Origin of the sequence: Actinoplanes sp. NBRC 103695 (assembly GCF_030269485.1) — a bacterium.
Classification (GTDB): domain Bacteria; phylum Actinomycetota; class Actinomycetes; order Mycobacteriales; family Micromonosporaceae; genus Actinoplanes.
In genome coordinates, this window is sequence record NZ_BSTL01000008.1 from 24,317 (window position 1) to 40,102 (window position 15,786).

Consider the following 15,786-nt stretch of genomic DNA (forward strand, 5'->3'; position numbering starts at 1 on the left):
GAGGGACACGTTCATGGCACGCCGCAAGAACGAATCGCAGCGGGTGGACCTGTCCGCGTTCGACCAGGCAGGCGCCCACGTCATCGACAACTCGCTGACCACCGAGGTCGAGGACTCCTACCTGGAGTACGCGTACTCGGTGATCCACGCGCGCGCCCTGCCGGACGCACGCGACGGCCTCAAACCGGTGCACCGGCGGATCCTCTGGTCGATGACCGAGCAGGGCCACCGCCCCGACCGCCCGTACGTGAAGTCCGCCCGCGTGGTCGGCGACGTGATGGGCCGCTACCACCCGCACGGCAACCTGGCCATCTACGACGCCCTGGTCCGGCTGGCCCAGCCCTTCTCGCTGAACGCCCCCCTGATCGACGGGCACGGCAACTTCGGTAGCCCGGATGACGGACCGGCAGCAGAGCGTTATACCGAGTCACGGATGTCGCGTGAGGCGATGCTGCTGGTCGGGGAGCTGGGCGAGGGCACGGTCGACTTCAAGCCCAACTACGACGGCTCCGAGCTGGAGCCCAAGGTGCTGCCGGCGGCCTTCCCCAACCTGCTGGTCAACGGCACGTCGGGCATCGCGGTCGGCATGGCCACCAACATGATCCCGCACAACCTCGGCGAGGTGGTCGCCGCCGCGCGTCACCTGATCACCAAGCCCGAGGCGGACCTCGACGAGATCATGCGCATCGTCCCCGGCCCGGACCTGCCGACCGGTGGGCAGCTGCTCGGACTGGACGAGGTGCGCCGGGCGTACGAGACCGGGCGCGGTGTGGTGCGGATGCGCGCGCGGGCCGTCACCGGGCTGCTCGAGGGCGGCCGCGGGCGGCAGGCGATCACGGTCACCGAGCTGCCGTACGGCGTAGGCACCGAGAAGATCATCGAGGCGATCACCGACGAGGTGAAGGGCAAGCTGATCGTCTCCGGGCCGCGCAAGGGGCAGCGTCAGGCCGCCCGGCTCCAGGGCATCGCCGACGTCAAGGACCTCACCGACCGCGAGCACGGCACCCGGCTGGTGATCGAGTGCAAGGTCGGCGTCAACCCGCAGGCCCTGCTCGCCGACCTGTACCGGCTGACCCCGCTGGAAAGCTCGTTCGGCATCAACAATCTGGTGCTGGTCGACGGCCAGCCGCGGACGCTCGGGCTCAAGGAGCTGCTGGAGGTCTTCCTCAAGCACCGGTACGAGGTGGTCACCCGGCGGACCCTGCACCGGCGCACCAAGCGGGAGGACCGCCTGCACCTGGTCGACGGCCTGCTGATCGCGCTGATCGACATCGACCGGGTGGTGGCGATCATCCGGGCCAGCGACGACGCGGCCGCGGCCAAGGCGTCGCTGATGAGCGAGTTCGGGCTGAGCGACATCCAGGCGACGTACATCCTGGACACCCCGCTGCGGCGGCTGACCCGCTTCGACCGGATCGAGCTGGAGACCGAGCAGGAGCGCCTGCGTACGGAGATCGCCGAGCTGAGCCGCATCCTGGACGACGACGCCGTGCTCAAGGGCGTGGTCTCGGACGAACTGGCCGTGGTGGCGTCGGAGTTCGGCGGCCCCCGGCGCACCACGCTCATCGACGGCGACCTCAAGGAGGTGCTGGCCGCCTCGGTGCCGGCCGGTCCGCTCGAGGTGGCCGACGACCCGTGCCAGGTGATCCTGTCGGCGACCGGGCTGATCGCGCGGACCGCGGCGGAGAGCGAGGAGTCCGCCGAGGGCCGCCGCCGCTCCGGCCGGGTCAAGCACGACGCCGTCCGGGCGGTGGTGCACTCCACGGCCCGCGGGCGCGTGCTGCTGGTGACGAACCGGGGGCGGGCGTTCAAGGTGGACGTGCTGCCGCTGCCGGTGCTGCCCGAGCAGTCCGGCACCGTCTCGGTGCGTGGCGGCATGTCGGTGTCCGAGCTGATCCCGCTGGACAAGGGGGAGAAGGTCGTCGGCCTGTCCCCGCTGTCCGGCGACGGCTCGCCCGGCCTGGCGCTGGGCACCAGGCAGGGCGTGGTGAAGGTGTGCACGCCGGAGTGGCCGGTGCGGTCCGACGAGTTCGAGGTGATCTCGCTCAAGGACGGCGACGAGGTGCTGCAGGCGACGTGGCTCACCGACGGCGCCGAGACGCTGGTCTTCGTCACCTCCGACGCGTCGCTGCTGCGCTTCCCGGCCAAGCTGGTACGCCCGCAGGGCCTCAAGGGCGGCGGCATGGCGGGCATCAACGTCACCGCGGACAACGAGGTGCTCTCGTTCAACGTGGTCGACACGAGGGACACCGAGCACGGCGAGCCCATGGTGGTCACGTCGACCGGCACGCAGACCAAGGTGTCGCCGTTCGCGTCCTACCCGGCGAAGGGCCGGGCCACCGGCGGCGTCCGGGCGCAGCGCTTCCTCAAGGGAGAGACGCGCCTGACCGTGGCCTGGGTGGGCCCGCGCCCGGCGGCGGCTTCGAGCACCGGCGAGCCTGTCGCCCTGCCCGAGCCGGACGCCCGCCGCGACGGGTCGGGCGAGGCCGTGCTGATGGGCCCGCAGATCGTCGGTCACCACATCGAAAGGGATTGATCACCGGGTATTCATGGCGATCATCATCTGCCCTGCCTAGCGTGGGGCGCATGACTCGTCGTGCTCTTGCCGTCCTGCTCAGCGTCTGCGCGGTCCTGTTCCTCGCTCCGTCGGCCGCGCTGGCGGTTCCGTCGGCCGGGCTGGCGGTTCCCCCCTCGGCCGGGCTGGCGGTTCCCTCGGCCGCGCAGGCACATGGTGTCCGGCCGCTCGCCCGCGCGCATGCGCACAACGACTACGAGCACGAGCGGCCGTTGTTCGACGCGCTGGCGCACGGGTTCACCAGTGTGGAGGCGGACGTCTACCTGGTGGACGGCGAACTGCTCGTCGCACACGACCCCGGGGACGTCGTGCCCGGGCGTACCCTCCAGAGCCTTTATCTGGACCCGCTCGCCCACCGTGCCCACCCTCGGCCGTTGCAGTTGCTGGTGGACATCAAGAACACCGGCGCGGCGACCTACACCGAGCTGGACCGGGTGTTGCGGTCGTACCGGAGGATGCTGACCTCCTACCGCAACGGCCGGGTCCTGCCGGGCGCGGTGACCGTCGTGGTCAGCGGTGACCGGCCGCGCGAGCTGATGGCGGCGCAGCGGGTGCGGTACGCCTTCTACGACGGTCGCAGTACCGACCTGAACTCCGGCGCGCGGGCCTCGTTCGTGCCGCTGATCAGCGACAACTGGACCACCCTCTTCACCTGGCAAGGTGTCGGGCCGATCCCGGCGGCCGAGCGGGCGAAGCTGCGGCAGTTCGTCGGGGACGCGCACGCGGACCGGCAGCGGGTGCGTTTCTGGGCGACCCCGGACGTGGCCGGCCCGGCCCGGAACGCGGTCTGGTGCGAGCTGGTGGCCGCCGACGTGGACCACATCAACACCGACGACCTGGCCGGCCTGGAGTCATTCCTGCGCCGGGTGCCCGCCGCCTGCGCCGCCTGAGGGCTGCGACGGAGGCGCGACGGAGGCGCGGCCTGAGGGCCGCGACGGGTGAGCGGCGGGTGCGCTGCCCGCGTGGCCCGGCGATCGCAGCCCGGTCACCAGGGCGTCGATCAGGATGCGGTAGCTGCGGTCGATGTCGCGGGGCAGCCCGAACCCCCCGGCGCCCTCGAGGCTGACGAAACCGTGGAGGACGGATCGCACCGTGCGGGCCGCCTCGACGGCGCCGGTCTCCCGCAGGCCGAAACCGGCCAGGATGCGCAGCAAGGCCCGCGGGCACTCGTCGCCGGTCGGCGGCACGTGGATGGTGGCGGCGTAGCGGCCCGGGTGGTCGAGGACCCAGCGGCGGTAGGCGTCGGCGAACGCGTGCACCGCCTCCGGGCCGGACCGGCCGGCGGCGGCCCGGGCCAGGGCGTCCCCGAGTTCACGCTCGGCCTGGATCGCGATGCCGTGGCGCAGGGCGGCCAGGGAGCCGACGTGCTTGTAGAGCGAGGGCGGCCGCACCCCGACCCGCTCGGCCAGCAGGCCCATGGTCAGTCCCGCGAGACCGACCTCGTCGGCGATCGCCGCGCCGGCCGCGACCACCGCGGCCGGGCCTAGGCCTGACCTGGACATGAATCAAAGCTAATGCCATTAGCTATCGCCGTCAAGCATGGCCCCTCCTACCAGGTGGGGCGCAGCCGGCCGGGCACGGCGAGCTTGGCCAGGTCGGCGCGCAGCGCGGTGAGGCGGCGGTCGCCGATGAGGGTGGACCAGGAGGCCAGGATCTCGGCGGCTGCCTCGTCGGCGGCCCGGGTGCAGGCCCAGCCGCGCTCGGTGAGGACGATCAGGCGGGCGCGCGCGTCGGCGGGGTGCGGCCGCCGGTCCACGTAGCCCTTCGAGATCAGCTCCTCGACCATCTGGCTGGCCGCCTGCTTGGTGACGTCGAGGTGCCGGGCCAGCTCGACCACCGTGGCGCCGCCCCCGGAGATGAGGGTGAAGGCGAAGCCGTGCGCCGGCCGCACATCGGTGAAGCCCCGCGCGCGCACGCCGGCGTCGATGCTGTCGACCAGGCCGCGCGCGGCGCTCAGCAGGAGGGCGGGGAGATCGTCGGCAGCCACCCGGACAGTTTGACATATAAGTCAAGCTGCTTGACTATATAGTCAATGAGCTTGACTACAGGGGAGGCGTCATGCCGGTGGTGAAAGAACACGATGCGGTTGCGCATCGGTTGCACGGTGCGGTTTTCCACTCGTACGCGGCGCCGGCGCGAGGCAGCGCCGAACTGTGCGCGTGGCGGCTCGAGGTCCAGCCGGGCGTGGCGGGCGTCCCGCATCGGGTCAGCCGGGAAGAGGTGTTCCTGGTGCTGTCCGGCGCGCTGACCGTGACCCTCGACGGGGTCGCCGCACAGGTCGCGCCCGGCGATGTGGTGCTGGTGCCGGCCGGGTCCTCGGTGGCCGTCGGCAACGGCGGCGACGGGCCGGCTCTGATGTGGGTCACCACGAGCGTCGGCCTGGAGGCGACCACCGCCGACGGCGACGTCATCCGTCCACCGTGGACACGATGAGGGTCAGTCTGGAACCACTCCGGACTGGGCGGGGTCATCCGCAGTGGACGCCTAAGTTGAGCTTAGGTCTGGCTTAATCGATGCACGCGACCTGAACGGATGGTTAGCGTGAGGCGCGCCGCGTGACTCGCGGACACTCACGCCTGGAAGGTTCTCCGTTGTCGCCCTGCCGTACGGATGCTGCTCGTCCCGGCCCGGCCCGGCCCCGATCGCAACGGCCCGCGGCCCGGCCGCGACGCCGGCCACGGCGGCCCGGTCGTCCCCACGGCGGTCGCACGACCTGAGATTCGGTGGGGTGGCGAGCACGCGTTGCTGGCACCGGCGCGTGGATCGCCGCTCTTCCTGGGTGGTCTTCGCGGGTGGCAGGGGCGCCGCCCGCGAAGACAGCTCACGGTGGTTCGGCCGCCCGGTCGGTGGGACCGGGCGGCCGGCGCGCTCTTTTCAAGATTGTGAACCGGGCGCCGCCACCTCCCCCACCCCGTCACTGGGTGGGCCTGACTCTAGCGTCGGGAAGTGACGGAAAATGCCGTTGTCCACAGGGTCACTTGCTGGGCTCGGGCACGTTGCAGCTGATCTTCGGGTTGACGCCGAGCCAGTTGAGCGGGCCGGCCACGATCGTCACCACGACCGTGCCCGCCTTCGCGCAGCTCGCGTCGCTGTCGCTGGTGAAGTAGCCGCGGGCGTAGGCGGCCACGCCGCCCAGGATCAGCCAGATCAGGACGATCACGCCGCCTATGCTTCCGGTGCGCATCAAAGGTCTCCTCGGTCGTGGGGATGGACCGCGAGGTACCCCGTACGCATCGATCTCTAAACTGCCGGCCGCTCAGCCCGCAGCGTGTAGGTGTGCGGCAGCCGCTCGGGACGGGTCGCGACCTGGAACTCTCCGCCGGGCAGCCGGCGCATCCGGCCGCCGCCGAGGCCGTCCCACGGGACCGTGGTGTGCTCGGTCAGGCCGGTGACGACCAGGCCGGCGTCGAGCAGCGCCGTCACGATCTCGCCGAGGCCGTGGTTCCACTCGTGGGTGATGTTGTGCTCGAACGCGGTCTCGGTGCTCACGTACGTGCCGGGCTCGTCGAACACCAGCGGCGCCTCGCGCTCGAAATACGGGTGGTCCAGCACGAGCAGGTCGTCGTCGCGTTCCCACTCCAGCGACCACAGCACCGGGTGGCCCTCGCGCATGAAGAACCGGCCGCCGGGCTTGAGCAGCCTGGCCACCGTCTCGCCCCAGCGCTTGATGTCGGGCAGCCAGCACAGCGCCCCGATCCCGGTGTAGACCAGGTCGAAACCTTCGACGCCGAGTACGTCCGGGGCGGCGTACACCTCGGCCTCGACGAAGTCGACCTCAGCGCCGGCCGTCAAAGCCAGGGCGCGCGCCTGCTCCAGCGATCGGGGCGAGAAGTCCAGGCCGGTCATGGACGCGCCGAGCCGGGCCAGCGACACGGTGTCGGTGCCGATGTGGCATTGCAGGTGCACGCCGCGCAGGCCGGAGATGTCGCCGAGCAGCGGCCGGTCGAAGCTGACCACGTCGCTCAGGTAGGCGGGGTCGGCGGCGAAGTCCGCCACGTTGTAGTCGCTGGAGGCGGCGTGTGCGGCGGCCCGGTCGTCCCAGTTCGCCCGGTTCACGTCGCGGTAGTCGCTCATGGGGAGACCGTACCGAAGAGACAGCCCTGCCAGGCATAGCGTTAGATGGCGCGGTAAGGCCGATGAACAGGGGAGACGCAGTGGAGAGCAGGCGGACTACGGTGCGTGACGTCAGGCGCGCGAATCGTGCCAGCCTGCTCACCGACCTGTTCCACGGCGGCCGGCAGAGCCGCCAGCAACTCGGTGACACCACCGCGCTCAGCCAGGCCAGCGTCAGCAACCTGATCGGCGAGATGATCGAGGAGGGCCTGGTCGAGGAGGCCGGGCTGGTCGGCTCGGACGGCGGCCGGCCGCGGGCGCTGCTGCGGGTCGCGCCCGGCTACGGGTACGTGGTGGGCGCCGACCTGGGCGAGACCCGGGTCGCGGTCGAGCTGTACGACCTGGCGATGTCCCGGCTCGGCTCGGCCGTCTACCCGCTGAGCGACCCGGGCGACCACCAGCAGGCCGCCGCGCTGCTGATCAAGGGGCTGACCGACACGACCGCGCAGGCCGGGGTCGACCCGGGCGAGCTGATCGGCTTCGGCATCGGGGTGATCGGCGTGGTGGACCGCGCGGGCCTGGTGCACTCGCAGACGACCGGCTGGGACGCGGTGCCGCTGGGCGATCTGATCGGCGCGGCGACCGGCCTGCCGGTGTTCGTGGAGAACGGTTCGAAGACGGTCGGGCAGGCGGAGATGTGGTTCGGCGCGGGCCGCGGGGCGCGGCACGCGGTGATCGTGATGATCGGCCGCGGGGTCGGCGCGGCGGTGGTGCGCGACGGACGCGGTGGGCACGGTCCCGATTCGGTCGCGGGGGAGTGGGGACACACCACCCTGGTGTACAACGGACAGCCCTGCCGTTGCGGCGCCCGGGGATGCCTGGAGGCGTACATCGGGTCGGACGCGGTCGGCGCCCGCCTCGCCGAGGCCCTGGACGTGGAGTTCGACCCGCGGCTGCTGGCCCGGACGCTGGTCGGTGAGATGCCGGCGGCGGCGGCCGGGATCGTCGCGGAGACGGTCGGCTTTCTGGGCGCCGGGGTGGCGAACCTGGTCAACCTGTTCAGCCCGGAACGCATCGTGCTGGGCGGCCCGATCGGCGCGGCTCTCGGTGAGCGGTTCCTGCCGGAGATCCGGGCGGCCGCCGCGGAACACGCGCTGCGGTACCCGTACTCGACGACCCGCATCGACGTCTGCCAGCTCGGCCCGGACGCGGTCGCGATGGGCGCCGCCACCCTGCCGGTGGCCCGGCTGCTCGCTGACGGCGGCATGGCGGTGACCGACTCGCACACGGTGGTGTCACGAGCCGCGCACCGCCGCCAGATCAGCCGCGTCAGATCGTGACGATGTAACGGCAGGGGTGCCGGCGGCCGTCTTCACGGCATGCCATGGAGATCCTCTGCCGCGAGACCGGACCTGCTGCTGACGCTGTTGCCGGCCGCGGCGGCCGTGATCCGGTTCACCCTGCTCGCGCTGGAACGGCCGGCGTGGCACCTGATCGCAGAGCTGCGCCGCACCGGCGTCAGCCACATCTCCAGCGGGCACTTCGACTGCGACCGGCTGGTCTTCCTCCGCCGTGAGGACCTGATCTGTGCGGTCCTCTTGGAGTGACCTGGCGACAGCCTCCGCCCGGGGCAGGACCGCTACCTGCCGTACCGGGTCGCCGTGCAGGCCGGCCCCGGGGCGGCCTTCGTGTTCCGCTCGGGCGATGCCCGCAACGGGGTCCTGTCCCGCTCGACCTGCCGGTGGCAGAGCCACCGGCAGGTCGGACGGTACGAGGTGTGGCAGCCCGCCGAGCGGTGCGGAGCTCCCCTGGTGCCGGAGCTCCGCCTGCCGGCCGCACGTCAGTCCCGGTACTGGGCGATCGTGTCCCGGTACCAGACGGCGCTCTGCTTGGGCGTGCGCTTCTGCGTGTCGTAGTCGACGTGCACGATGCCGAACCGCTTGTCGTAGCCGTACGCCCACTCGAAGTTGTCCATCAGCGACCAGGCGAAGTAGCCGCGGATGTCCGCGCCCTGGTTGCGGGCCTCGGCCACGGCGGCCAGGTGCTCGGCGAAGTAGGTGGTGCGGTCGTCGTCCGCCACGTACCCCTGCTCGTCGGCCGTGTCGTCGAAGGCCGCGCCGTTCTCGGTGATGACCAGCGGCAGGCCGGGGTAGTCCCGGTGCAGCCGGACCAGCAGCTGGGTCAGCCGCTCGGGCGTGATCGGCCAGTCCATCGCGGTCCGCGCGGTGCCCGGGAACACCTGCCGCACCACCGGCTGCCCGTCGTCGCCGTGCGTCCGGCCCTGCTCGTCGACCCCGCTGAAGTCCTGGCCGAAGTAGAAGTTCACGCCGAGCACCTCGAACGGCTCGGCGATGATCTCCATGTCGCCGTCCTGGATGGGCAGAGCGATACCCTGCTGGGACAGCTCGTCCACCATGTCCGGGGGGTAGTAGCCCTTGCGCAGCGGGTCGAGGTAGAGCCGCAGGCCCATCCCGTCGGCGCGGCGCGCGGCGTCCCGGTCCGCGTCGGTGTCCTCGGCCGGGTCGGCGGTGCCCATGTTGAGCGTGATGCCGTACCGGTGCGGGGTGGTCTCCGCCGCCCGCATCCGCTGCGTCGCCAGGCCGTGCCCGAGCAGCAGGTGGTGCACCGCGTCGATGGACGCCCGGAAGTCCTTGCGGCCCGGCGCGTGCACCCCCACGTGGTAGCCCAGCCACGCCGAGCACCACGGCTCGTTCAGCGTGGTGATGGTCTCCACCCGGTCCTGCAGTTTGTCGAACACCATCATCGCGTAGTCGGCGAAGCGGTAGGCGGTGTCCCGGTTCGGCCAGCCGCCGGCGTCCTCCAGTTCCTGCGGCAGATCCCAGTGGTAGAGCGTCACCCACGGCTTGATGCCGTTGGTGAGCAGCTCGTCCACCAGCCGGTCGTAGAACGCCAGGCCCTCCGGGTTGACCGGGCCGCGGCCGTGCGGCTGCACCCGCGGCCAGGCCACCGAGAACCGGTACGAGTCCACGCCCAGACTCTTGATCAGCGCCACGTCCTGCGGCATCCGGTGGTAGTGGTCGCAGGCGACGTCACCGTGGTCGCCGTTGTGCACGGCGCCCGGAACGCGGCAGAAGGTGTCCCAGATGGACGGTGTGCGGCCGCCCTCCTTCGCGGCGCCCTCGATCTGGTACGAGCTGGTGGCGACGCCCCACTCGAAGGTGGGCGGGAACGCGTCGCCGGGCAGGAGCAGGGTGGGGGATGGTGCGGTGGGGAGGTTCATCGTTCTCCTGGAGAAGAGACGCCGGCGGGCACCTGAGCGGGGTGCAGGTGGCATGCGACGGTGCGCGTGCTGCCGTCCGTGGTGTCGGGCCGGCCGAGCACCGGGATGTGCTCCGAGCAGGGGTCGAACGCCTTGGGGCAACGGGGGTGGAACGAGCAGCCGCTCGGCATCCCCTTCAGGTCCGGTGGGGAACCGGGGATGCCGGACAGCTCGCGGCGCGGGCCGCGCAGAGCCGGGAAGGAACCGAGCAGCCCGGCGCTGTACGGGTGCAGCGAGTCCCGGTACAGAGCCGCGGCCGGCGCCTCCTCGACGATCCGGCCGCCGTACATGATGGCGATCCGGTTGGAGAACTCGACCAGCAGCGACAGGTCGTGGGTGATGAAGATGACCGAGAAGCCCAGCCGCTCGCGCAGCTCGATCAGCTGGCCCAGGATCTGCCGCTGCATCACCACGTCCAGCGCGGTCGTCGGCTCGTCCATGATGACCACCTGCGGCTGCAGGATCAGCGCCATGCCGATCATCACGCGCTGCCGCATGCCGCCGGAGAGCTGGTGCGGGTACGCGTCCATCCGGTCCGCCGAGATGCCGACCAGCTTGAGCATCTCCCGGCAGCGGGCGTTGCGGCTGTGCGCGGACATCTTCGGCTCATGCGCCTGGAGCACGTCGTTCAGCTGGGTGGAGATCTTGTGCACCGGGTTCAGGGAGTTCATCGCACCCTGGAACACGATCGCGGTCTCCGCCCAGCGGAACTTGCGCAGGTTGTTGTCGGACAGCGCCAGGACGTCGTACGGGTCGGCCTTCTCCGGGTGGTAGATGACCTCGCCGCCGGTGATCACCCCCGGGGGAGCGAGCAGCCGGGTCAGGCCGTACGCCAGCGTCGACTTGCCGGAGCCGCTCTCGCCGGCCAGGCCGAGCACCTCGCCCCGGTGCAGCGTCAGGTTGACGTCGCGGACGGCGTGCACCGCCTGATCGCCCAGGCCGTAGTCGACGTTGAGGTTGCGGATCTCGAGCACGGGCTCATTCACTGTGCGCCCTCCTTCCCGGACGAACGCAGGACCGGAGTCGCCCCGTTCAGGTTGATCGGCAGCGGGACCGCGTGCGTGCGCGGGGCGGCCGTGTTCGCCAGGACCGGCGTGAAGCCGACGCGCATGCGTACCGTGTGGCCGGAGGCGGTCTTGATCTTGGTCTTGCCCGCGCTGCGCAGCCGGGGGCTGACGAACTCGTCGATGCCGAAGTTGATCAGGGACAGCGCGGTGCCGAGGAACGCGATGGCAAGACCGGCCGGCACGAACCACCACCACGCGCCCTGGGACAGCGCCTGCTGGCTCTGCGCCCAGAACAGGATCTCGCCCCAGTTCCAGTTGGAGATGCCGCCGATGCCGATGAAGGCCAGCGTGATCTCCGTGCTCACCGCGAAGATCACGGTGCCGACGAAACCGGACGCGATGATCGCCGAGAGGTTAGGCAGGATCTCGAAGAAGATCACCCGCCAGGTGCTCTCGCCGGACGCCCGGGCGGCCTCCACGTAGTCGCGTTTGCGCAGCGACAACGTCTGGGCCCGGAGTACTCGCGCGCCCCACGCCCACGCCGTCAGGCCGATCGTGACCGCCACGATCGACGAACCGGCGTTCTCGAAGGTGGACGCCACGATGATGATCAGCGGCAGTGCCGGGATCACCAGGAAGACGTTGGACAGCGCGGACAGCGTGTCGTCCCAGCCGCCGCCGAGATAGCCGGCGCTGACGCCGACCACCACCGACACGATCGTCGCGGCGATGCCGGCGGCCAGGCCGACCACCATGACGCCGCGGGTGCCGACCAGCAACTGGCTCAGCACGTCCTGGCCCAGGTGGGTGGTGCCCAGCCAGTGCGCGCCGGAGGGCGGCGCGACCAGGTCGTTGCTGCGCGCGTTCGGGTCGTACGGGGCGACCCACGGCCCGATGACCGCGAAGAGCAGGTAGATGCCCATGATGACCAGGCCGGTGGTGGCCTTGGCGTTGGCCAGGAACCGGAACCGCTGGCGCTTGGCCTTGGTCGGGGTGGCGGCCTCCGGCTGCGCCATCGCGCCCTCGCCCGGGATCACCTGGTCGATGCTCGAGGTGGGAATGGTCATCGCTCAGCCCTCCTTCCGCGTACGCGGGTCGAGCAACAGGTAGACGATGTCGGCCAGCAGGTTCGCCACCAGCACCGTGATCGTGATGATCAGGAAGATGCCCTGCATCAGCGGGTAGTCCTTGGCGCCCACCGCGCGGAACAGCAGGAAGCCGAGTCCGGGGTAGGAGAAGACGATCTCCAGGACGAACGTGCCGCTGACGATGAAGCCCAGCGCCAGCGCGAAGCCGGACACGTTGGGCAGCAACGCGTTGCGGGCCGCGTAGGCGACCGCCACCCGGCGCTCGGGCAGGCCCTTCGCGTGCGCCACGGTGATGTAGTCCTCGGCGGCGACGGTGACCATCATGTTGCGCATGCCCAGGATCCAGCCGCTCACCGAGGAGATCAGAATGGTGAGGGCGGGCAGGATGCCGTGCTGCAGCGCGCTGGAGATGAAGGCCCAGTCGGGGTAGGGGACCAGGCCCGCGTCGTACCCGCCGGACGACGGGAAGAAGCTGTCCGGACCGGCCAGCACGTAGATCGCCAGCAGGCCGAGCCAGAAGTACGGGACCGAGGAGAGGAACGTGGTGACCGGCAGCACGCCGTCGACCCAGGTGCCGCGGCGCCACCCGGCGACCACGCCGAGCCCGGTGCCGAGCAGGAAGCTGATCACCGTGGTGATGCCGACCAGCGCCACCGTCCACGGCAGCGCCTCGCTGATCACCTCGGAGACCGGCGTCGGGAACGCGCTGAACGACAGACCCAGGTCGCCGTTGAACAGCTGCTTCCAGTAGTCGACGTACTCGCTCCAGAGGCTGGCGTCCTTGTCGATGCCGAACAGGACGTAGAGAGACTCGATCGCATCGGTGTTCATCTGGCCCTGGAACCGGGCCAGCAGGGCGCTGATCGGGTCGCCGGGGATCATCCGGGGGATGAAGAAGTTGAGCGTCATCGCGGCCCACGCGGTGAACACGTAGAAGGCGATGCGCTGGAGGATGTACTTCACTTGCCGACCCCCTGCGCGTCGTAGAGCCAGCAGGCCGCCCAGTGTCCCGGCTTGTCGCCGATCTCCAGACGGACCGGCAGTTCGGTCTCGCACCGCGGTCCGGCCATCGGGCAGCGCGGGTGGAAACGGCAACCGCTCGGCGGGTTGATCAGGCTCGGCGGTTCGCCGTTGCCACGATCGCGGGTGTCCGGTTCGAGCTCTCCGTGCAGGCGGTCCGGGTCGGGTGCGGAGTCGATCAGAAGCCTGGTGTACGGGTGAGCCGGCGACTGGGTCACCGTCTCGCTGTCGCCGCCCTCGACCATCCGGCCCGCGTACATGACCATCGTCTCGTCGGCGAAGTACCGGGCCGACGCGATGTCGTGGGTGATGTAGAGGATCGCCAGGTTGAGGCGCTCCTTGAGGTCCCGCAGCAGGTTGAGCACGCCGAGCCGGATGGAGACGTCCAGCATGGACACCGGCTCGTCGGCGAGCAGGGCCTCCGGGTCGGCGCCCAGCGCGCGGGCGATCGCGACGCGCTGGCGCTGGCCGCCGGACAGCTCGTGCGGGAACTTGTCCAGGTACCGCTCCGGCGGGGTCATGCTGACCCGGCTCATCAGGTTGTGCAGCGCGTCCTCGAGCTCGGCGGCGTTGGAGCCCCCGTTGTGGTGGATCTTCAGCGCGCGCGTGAGGTGATACCGGATGGTGTGCACCGGGTTCAGCGACGCGAACGGGTCCTGGAAGATCATCTGGACCCGGGCGGCGTACCGGCGGAAGTTGCGGCCGCCCTTGACCCGGGTCGACTCGCCGTGCAGCCGGATGTCGCCGTCGGTGCGCGGGTAGAGCTGGGCGAGCAGCCTCGCCACCGTGGATTTGCCGGAGCCGGACTCGCCCACCAGGGCGGTCACCTTGCCGCGGCGCAGAATCAGATGCACGTCGTCGACGGCGTGCACAGCGGCGCGGGAACGCCGGTCGAACAGGTCACGCAGGCCCCGGCGAACGGGGAAGTGCTTGGTCAGGCCCTCGGCCTCAAGCACCACCTCGCCGGCCGGCGCCTCGGCGTCTTGCAGAGACGTCATTGCCGAATCCTTCTGGAGGGGGTGCCGCTCCCGCGCGCCGGGCAGGCGCGCGGGAGCGGCCGCGGGATCAGCTGTTGGCGGGCTTGAGGTGCAGGATCACGTCCAGCGCGTTGGCCTGGGTGGGCTGTCCGGCGCCGTACGGGTTGGAGTCGTCGGGCCAGCCGACCCAGTTCTTCGTGCTGTAGGCCATGCCGATGTTGTCGGCGCCGACCGGGACCATCGGGACCTGCTCGACGAAGACCTTCTGGAGGGTGTCCAGCGCGGTCTTGCGGGCGGCGTCGTCGGCCGCCTCCTTGTAGGCCTTCAGGGCGGCGGTCGCCTCGGCGTTGTCGAAGCGGCCGAAGTTACCGGCCGGAGAGGCCTGGCCGATCGGCTTGAGCAGCGTGCCGTCCATGATGGTCTGGTAGATGTCGAACGGCGTGGAGCCACCGTTGGTCCAGCGGAACGTCGCGTCGAACTTGCCCTCTTCGACGTTCTTGAACCACGCGTCCTGGTTGGCCTTCTCGACGGTCGCGGCGATGCCGATCTGCGCCAGGTTGTCCTTCACGATCTCCAGCGAGGTCTGGTAGTCGGACCAGCCGGCCGGGTCGGTCAGGGTCAGCTTCACCGGCTTGCCGCTCGGGTCGTTCAGCGTGGTGCCGTTCAGCTTGAAGCCGGCGCCGGTCAGCAGCGTCTTCGCGCCCTCGACGTCGACCTTGTGGTTCTGACCCTTGTAGGCGTCGGCGACGAACGGGTCGCCGGCCGGCGACGGCAGACCGGTCACGCTGGTCACCAGCGGGTGGAAGTAGCCGGCCTCGGCCTGGTTGAAGATGTCCTCGCGGTTGATGACCATGCTCATGGCCTTGCGCAGCGCGACGTTGTCGAACGGGGCCTTGGTGGTGTTGATGTAGAGGCCGTGGATGCCCAGCACCGGCGGCGCCCAGACCTTGTAGTGGTCGGGGTCCTTGCCGATGTAGACCGTCTTGTAGTTCGGGATGAACACGAACGACCACTCGATCGAACCGTCGGCCAGCGCCGTGGTCTGCGCGTCGTTACCGGTCGGCGAGCTGTAGCGCAGCTCCTTGACGGCCGGCGCGGTGCCCCAGTAACCGTTGTCCCGGGCGACCAGCGTGGTGGTCTGCGGGGTGAAGGACTTCAGGGTGTACGGGCCGGAGCCGACCGGGTTCTTGACCGTGTCGGTGGACGGGTCCTTGATGTCCTTCCAGAGGTGCTCCGGAACGATCGGGGTCTGGCCGAGGAACTTCTCCTTGTACACGAACATCGACGCCGTGAAGGTGATCGTCACGACGTTGCCCTGCGCGGAGATGTCGCCGTACGGGGTGTTGTTGGTGTTGAGAGCCTTCGTCTTCTTGATCAGGTTGTGCGTGAAGACGACGTCGTTGGCGGTGACCTTCTGCCCGTCCGACCAGGTCGCGTTGTCCCGCACGGTGATCTTGACGCTCTTGCTGTCCGGCGCCCACTCGGCGGCCGTGGCCAGCCACGGCTTCGACGGGTCGGCCGGCTTCACCGGGTTCCACATCATCAGGGGCTCGTAGATGACCCACTTGTAGCCCAGCGACGACGCGGCGGACGTGGACAGGAACGGGTTGTGGTTCTCGGTCTGCGGGCCGTTCGGCATGCCGACGGTCAGCACCGTGGTGGCGGCGCCCTTGTTGCTGTCGCTGTTCGGGCTCTCGTTGGGCGAGTCGCCACAGGCTGCCAGGGCGCCCGTGGCGAGCACGCCCGCCAGGGCCGCCGAGAACAACTTCCTTCGCTGCATTCGAAA

General features: G+C 70.4%; 15 protein-coding genes. 5 read left to right on the plus strand and 10 right to left on the minus strand.

The window, feature by feature from the left end; all coding sequences use genetic code 11:
* The first annotated feature begins 13 nt into the window (after window positions 1-13).
* Both QSK31_RS15295 and QSK31_RS15300 read left to right on the plus strand, forming a co-directional pair.
* The gene (locus tag QSK31_RS15295) at window positions 14-2,536 is read left to right on the plus strand and encodes a DNA gyrase/topoisomerase IV subunit A (RefSeq protein WP_285684522.1); all 2,523 of its coding nucleotides are present in this window, start codon (window positions 14-16) and stop codon (window positions 2,534-2,536) included.
* Window positions 2,537-2,586: 50 nt separating this feature from the next.
* Window positions 2,587-3,465, plus strand: coding sequence for a phosphatidylinositol-specific phospholipase C/glycerophosphodiester phosphodiesterase family protein (locus QSK31_RS15300; RefSeq protein WP_285684524.1), 879 nt, complete (start codon window positions 2,587-2,589; stop codon window positions 3,463-3,465).
* Here QSK31_RS15300 and QSK31_RS15305 read toward each other — a convergent pair.
* A complete protein-coding gene (locus tag QSK31_RS15305; RefSeq protein WP_285684526.1) occupies window positions 3,427-4,077 on the minus strand; it encodes a TetR/AcrR family transcriptional regulator in 651 nt (216 codons plus the stop codon). The genes QSK31_RS15300 and QSK31_RS15305 overlap by 39 nt on opposite strands.
* A gap of 47 nt (window positions 4,078-4,124) precedes the next feature.
* A complete protein-coding gene (locus QSK31_RS15310; protein WP_285684527.1) occupies window positions 4,125-4,562 on the minus strand; it encodes a MarR family winged helix-turn-helix transcriptional regulator in 438 nt (145 codons plus the stop codon).
* 71 nt (window positions 4,563-4,633) lie between these two features.
* On the opposite strand from QSK31_RS15310, the gene QSK31_RS15315 reads away from it, so the two are divergent.
* Window positions 4,634-5,008 carry a cupin domain-containing protein gene (locus QSK31_RS15315; protein ID WP_285684528.1) on the plus strand — a complete coding sequence of 125 codons (375 nt, stop codon included), beginning with the start codon at window positions 4,634-4,636 and terminating at the stop codon, window positions 5,006-5,008.
* A 541-nt stretch (window positions 5,009-5,549) separates the two neighbouring features.
* On the opposite strand, the gene QSK31_RS15320 is transcribed toward QSK31_RS15315, so the two are convergent.
* Both QSK31_RS15320 and QSK31_RS15325 read right to left on the minus strand, forming a co-directional pair.
* Window positions 5,550-5,759: a hypothetical protein gene (locus tag QSK31_RS15320; RefSeq protein WP_285684529.1), complete on the minus strand. Its 210-nt coding sequence runs from the start codon at window positions 5,757-5,759 to the stop codon at window positions 5,550-5,552.
* A gap of 56 nt (window positions 5,760-5,815) precedes the next feature.
* Complete coding sequence (locus tag QSK31_RS15325; RefSeq protein ID WP_285684530.1) at window positions 5,816-6,649, minus strand: class I SAM-dependent methyltransferase; 834 nt, start codon at window positions 6,647-6,649, stop codon at window positions 5,816-5,818.
* A 101-nt stretch (window positions 6,650-6,750) separates the two neighbouring features.
* Between QSK31_RS15325 and QSK31_RS15330 the strand changes: the two genes are divergently transcribed.
* Both QSK31_RS15330 and QSK31_RS15335 read left to right on the plus strand, forming a co-directional pair.
* On the plus strand, window positions 6,751-7,968 hold the full coding sequence (locus tag QSK31_RS15330) for an ROK family transcriptional regulator (protein WP_285684531.1): 1,218 nt from the start codon (window positions 6,751-6,753) through the stop codon (window positions 7,966-7,968).
* A 39-nt stretch (window positions 7,969-8,007) separates the two neighbouring features.
* The gene (locus QSK31_RS15335; RefSeq protein WP_285684533.1) at window positions 8,008-8,235 is read left to right on the plus strand and encodes a hypothetical protein; all 228 of its coding nucleotides are present in this window, start codon (window positions 8,008-8,010) and stop codon (window positions 8,233-8,235) included.
* Between the two features lie 233 nt (window positions 8,236-8,468).
* On the opposite strand, the gene QSK31_RS15340 is transcribed toward QSK31_RS15335, so the two are convergent.
* The 6 genes from QSK31_RS15340 to QSK31_RS15365 all read right to left on the minus strand — a co-directional run bounded on the left by QSK31_RS15340 (window position 8,469) and on the right by QSK31_RS15365 (window position 15,780).
* Window positions 8,469-9,869: a GH1 family beta-glucosidase gene (locus QSK31_RS15340; protein ID WP_285684534.1), complete on the minus strand. Its 1,401-nt coding sequence runs from the start codon at window positions 9,867-9,869 to the stop codon at window positions 8,469-8,471.
* Window positions 9,866-10,894, minus strand: a complete 1,029-nt coding sequence (locus QSK31_RS15345) for an ABC transporter ATP-binding protein (protein WP_285684537.1) — start codon at window positions 10,892-10,894, stop codon at window positions 9,866-9,868. The genes QSK31_RS15340 and QSK31_RS15345 overlap by 4 nt, the downstream gene beginning before the upstream one ends.
* On the minus strand, window positions 10,891-11,982 hold the full coding sequence (locus QSK31_RS15350; RefSeq protein ID WP_285684539.1) for an ABC transporter permease: 1,092 nt from the start codon (window positions 11,980-11,982) through the stop codon (window positions 10,891-10,893). Before QSK31_RS15350 ends, QSK31_RS15345 begins: the two co-directional genes overlap by 4 nt.
* Before the next feature lie 3 nt (window positions 11,983-11,985).
* Window positions 11,986-12,966: an ABC transporter permease gene (locus QSK31_RS15355; protein WP_285684541.1), complete on the minus strand. Its 981-nt coding sequence runs from the start codon at window positions 12,964-12,966 to the stop codon at window positions 11,986-11,988.
* Complete coding sequence (locus QSK31_RS15360) at window positions 12,963-14,021, minus strand: ABC transporter ATP-binding protein (RefSeq protein ID WP_285684543.1); 1,059 nt, start codon at window positions 14,019-14,021, stop codon at window positions 12,963-12,965. Before QSK31_RS15360 ends, QSK31_RS15355 begins: the two co-directional genes overlap by 4 nt.
* A gap of 67 nt (window positions 14,022-14,088) precedes the next feature.
* On the minus strand, window positions 14,089-15,780 hold the full coding sequence (locus tag QSK31_RS15365) for an ABC transporter substrate-binding protein (RefSeq protein WP_285684545.1): 1,692 nt from the start codon (window positions 15,778-15,780) through the stop codon (window positions 14,089-14,091).
* Between the last annotated feature and the right edge of the window lie 6 nt (window positions 15,781-15,786).

What these genes read in the sequence shown, in the direction of transcription:
- QSK31_RS15325 (WP_285684530.1), bottom strand. Translation starts at nt 6,649, where the DNA reads ATGAGCGACTACCGCGACGTGAACCGGGCGAACTGGGACGACCGGGCC.
- QSK31_RS15360 (WP_285684543.1), bottom strand. Translation starts at nt 14,021, where the DNA reads ATGACGTCTCTGCAAGACGCCGAGGCGCCGGCCGGCGAGGTGGTGCTT.
- QSK31_RS15305 (WP_285684526.1), bottom strand. Translation starts at nt 4,077, where the DNA reads ATGTCCAGGTCAGGCCTAGGCCCGGCCGCGGTGGTCGCGGCCGGCGCG.
- QSK31_RS15365 (WP_285684545.1), bottom strand. Translation starts at nt 15,780, where the DNA reads ATGCAGCGAAGGAAGTTGTTCTCGGCGGCCCTGGCGGGCGTGCTCGCC.
- QSK31_RS15295 (WP_285684522.1), top strand. Translation starts at nt 14, where the DNA reads ATGGCACGCCGCAAGAACGAATCGCAGCGGGTGGACCTGTCCGCGTTC.
- QSK31_RS15315 (WP_285684528.1), top strand. Translation starts at nt 4,634, where the DNA reads ATGCCGGTGGTGAAAGAACACGATGCGGTTGCGCATCGGTTGCACGGT.
- QSK31_RS15320 (WP_285684529.1), bottom strand. Translation starts at nt 5,759, where the DNA reads ATGCGCACCGGAAGCATAGGCGGCGTGATCGTCCTGATCTGGCTGATC.
- QSK31_RS15340 (WP_285684534.1), bottom strand. Translation starts at nt 9,869, where the DNA reads ATGAACCTCCCCACCGCACCATCCCCCACCCTGCTCCTGCCCGGCGAC.
- QSK31_RS15300 (WP_285684524.1), top strand. Translation starts at nt 2,587, where the DNA reads ATGACTCGTCGTGCTCTTGCCGTCCTGCTCAGCGTCTGCGCGGTCCTG.
- QSK31_RS15335 (WP_285684533.1), top strand. Translation starts at nt 8,008, where the DNA reads ATGCCATGGAGATCCTCTGCCGCGAGACCGGACCTGCTGCTGACGCTG.
- QSK31_RS15350 (WP_285684539.1), bottom strand. Translation starts at nt 11,982, where the DNA reads ATGACCATTCCCACCTCGAGCATCGACCAGGTGATCCCGGGCGAGGGC.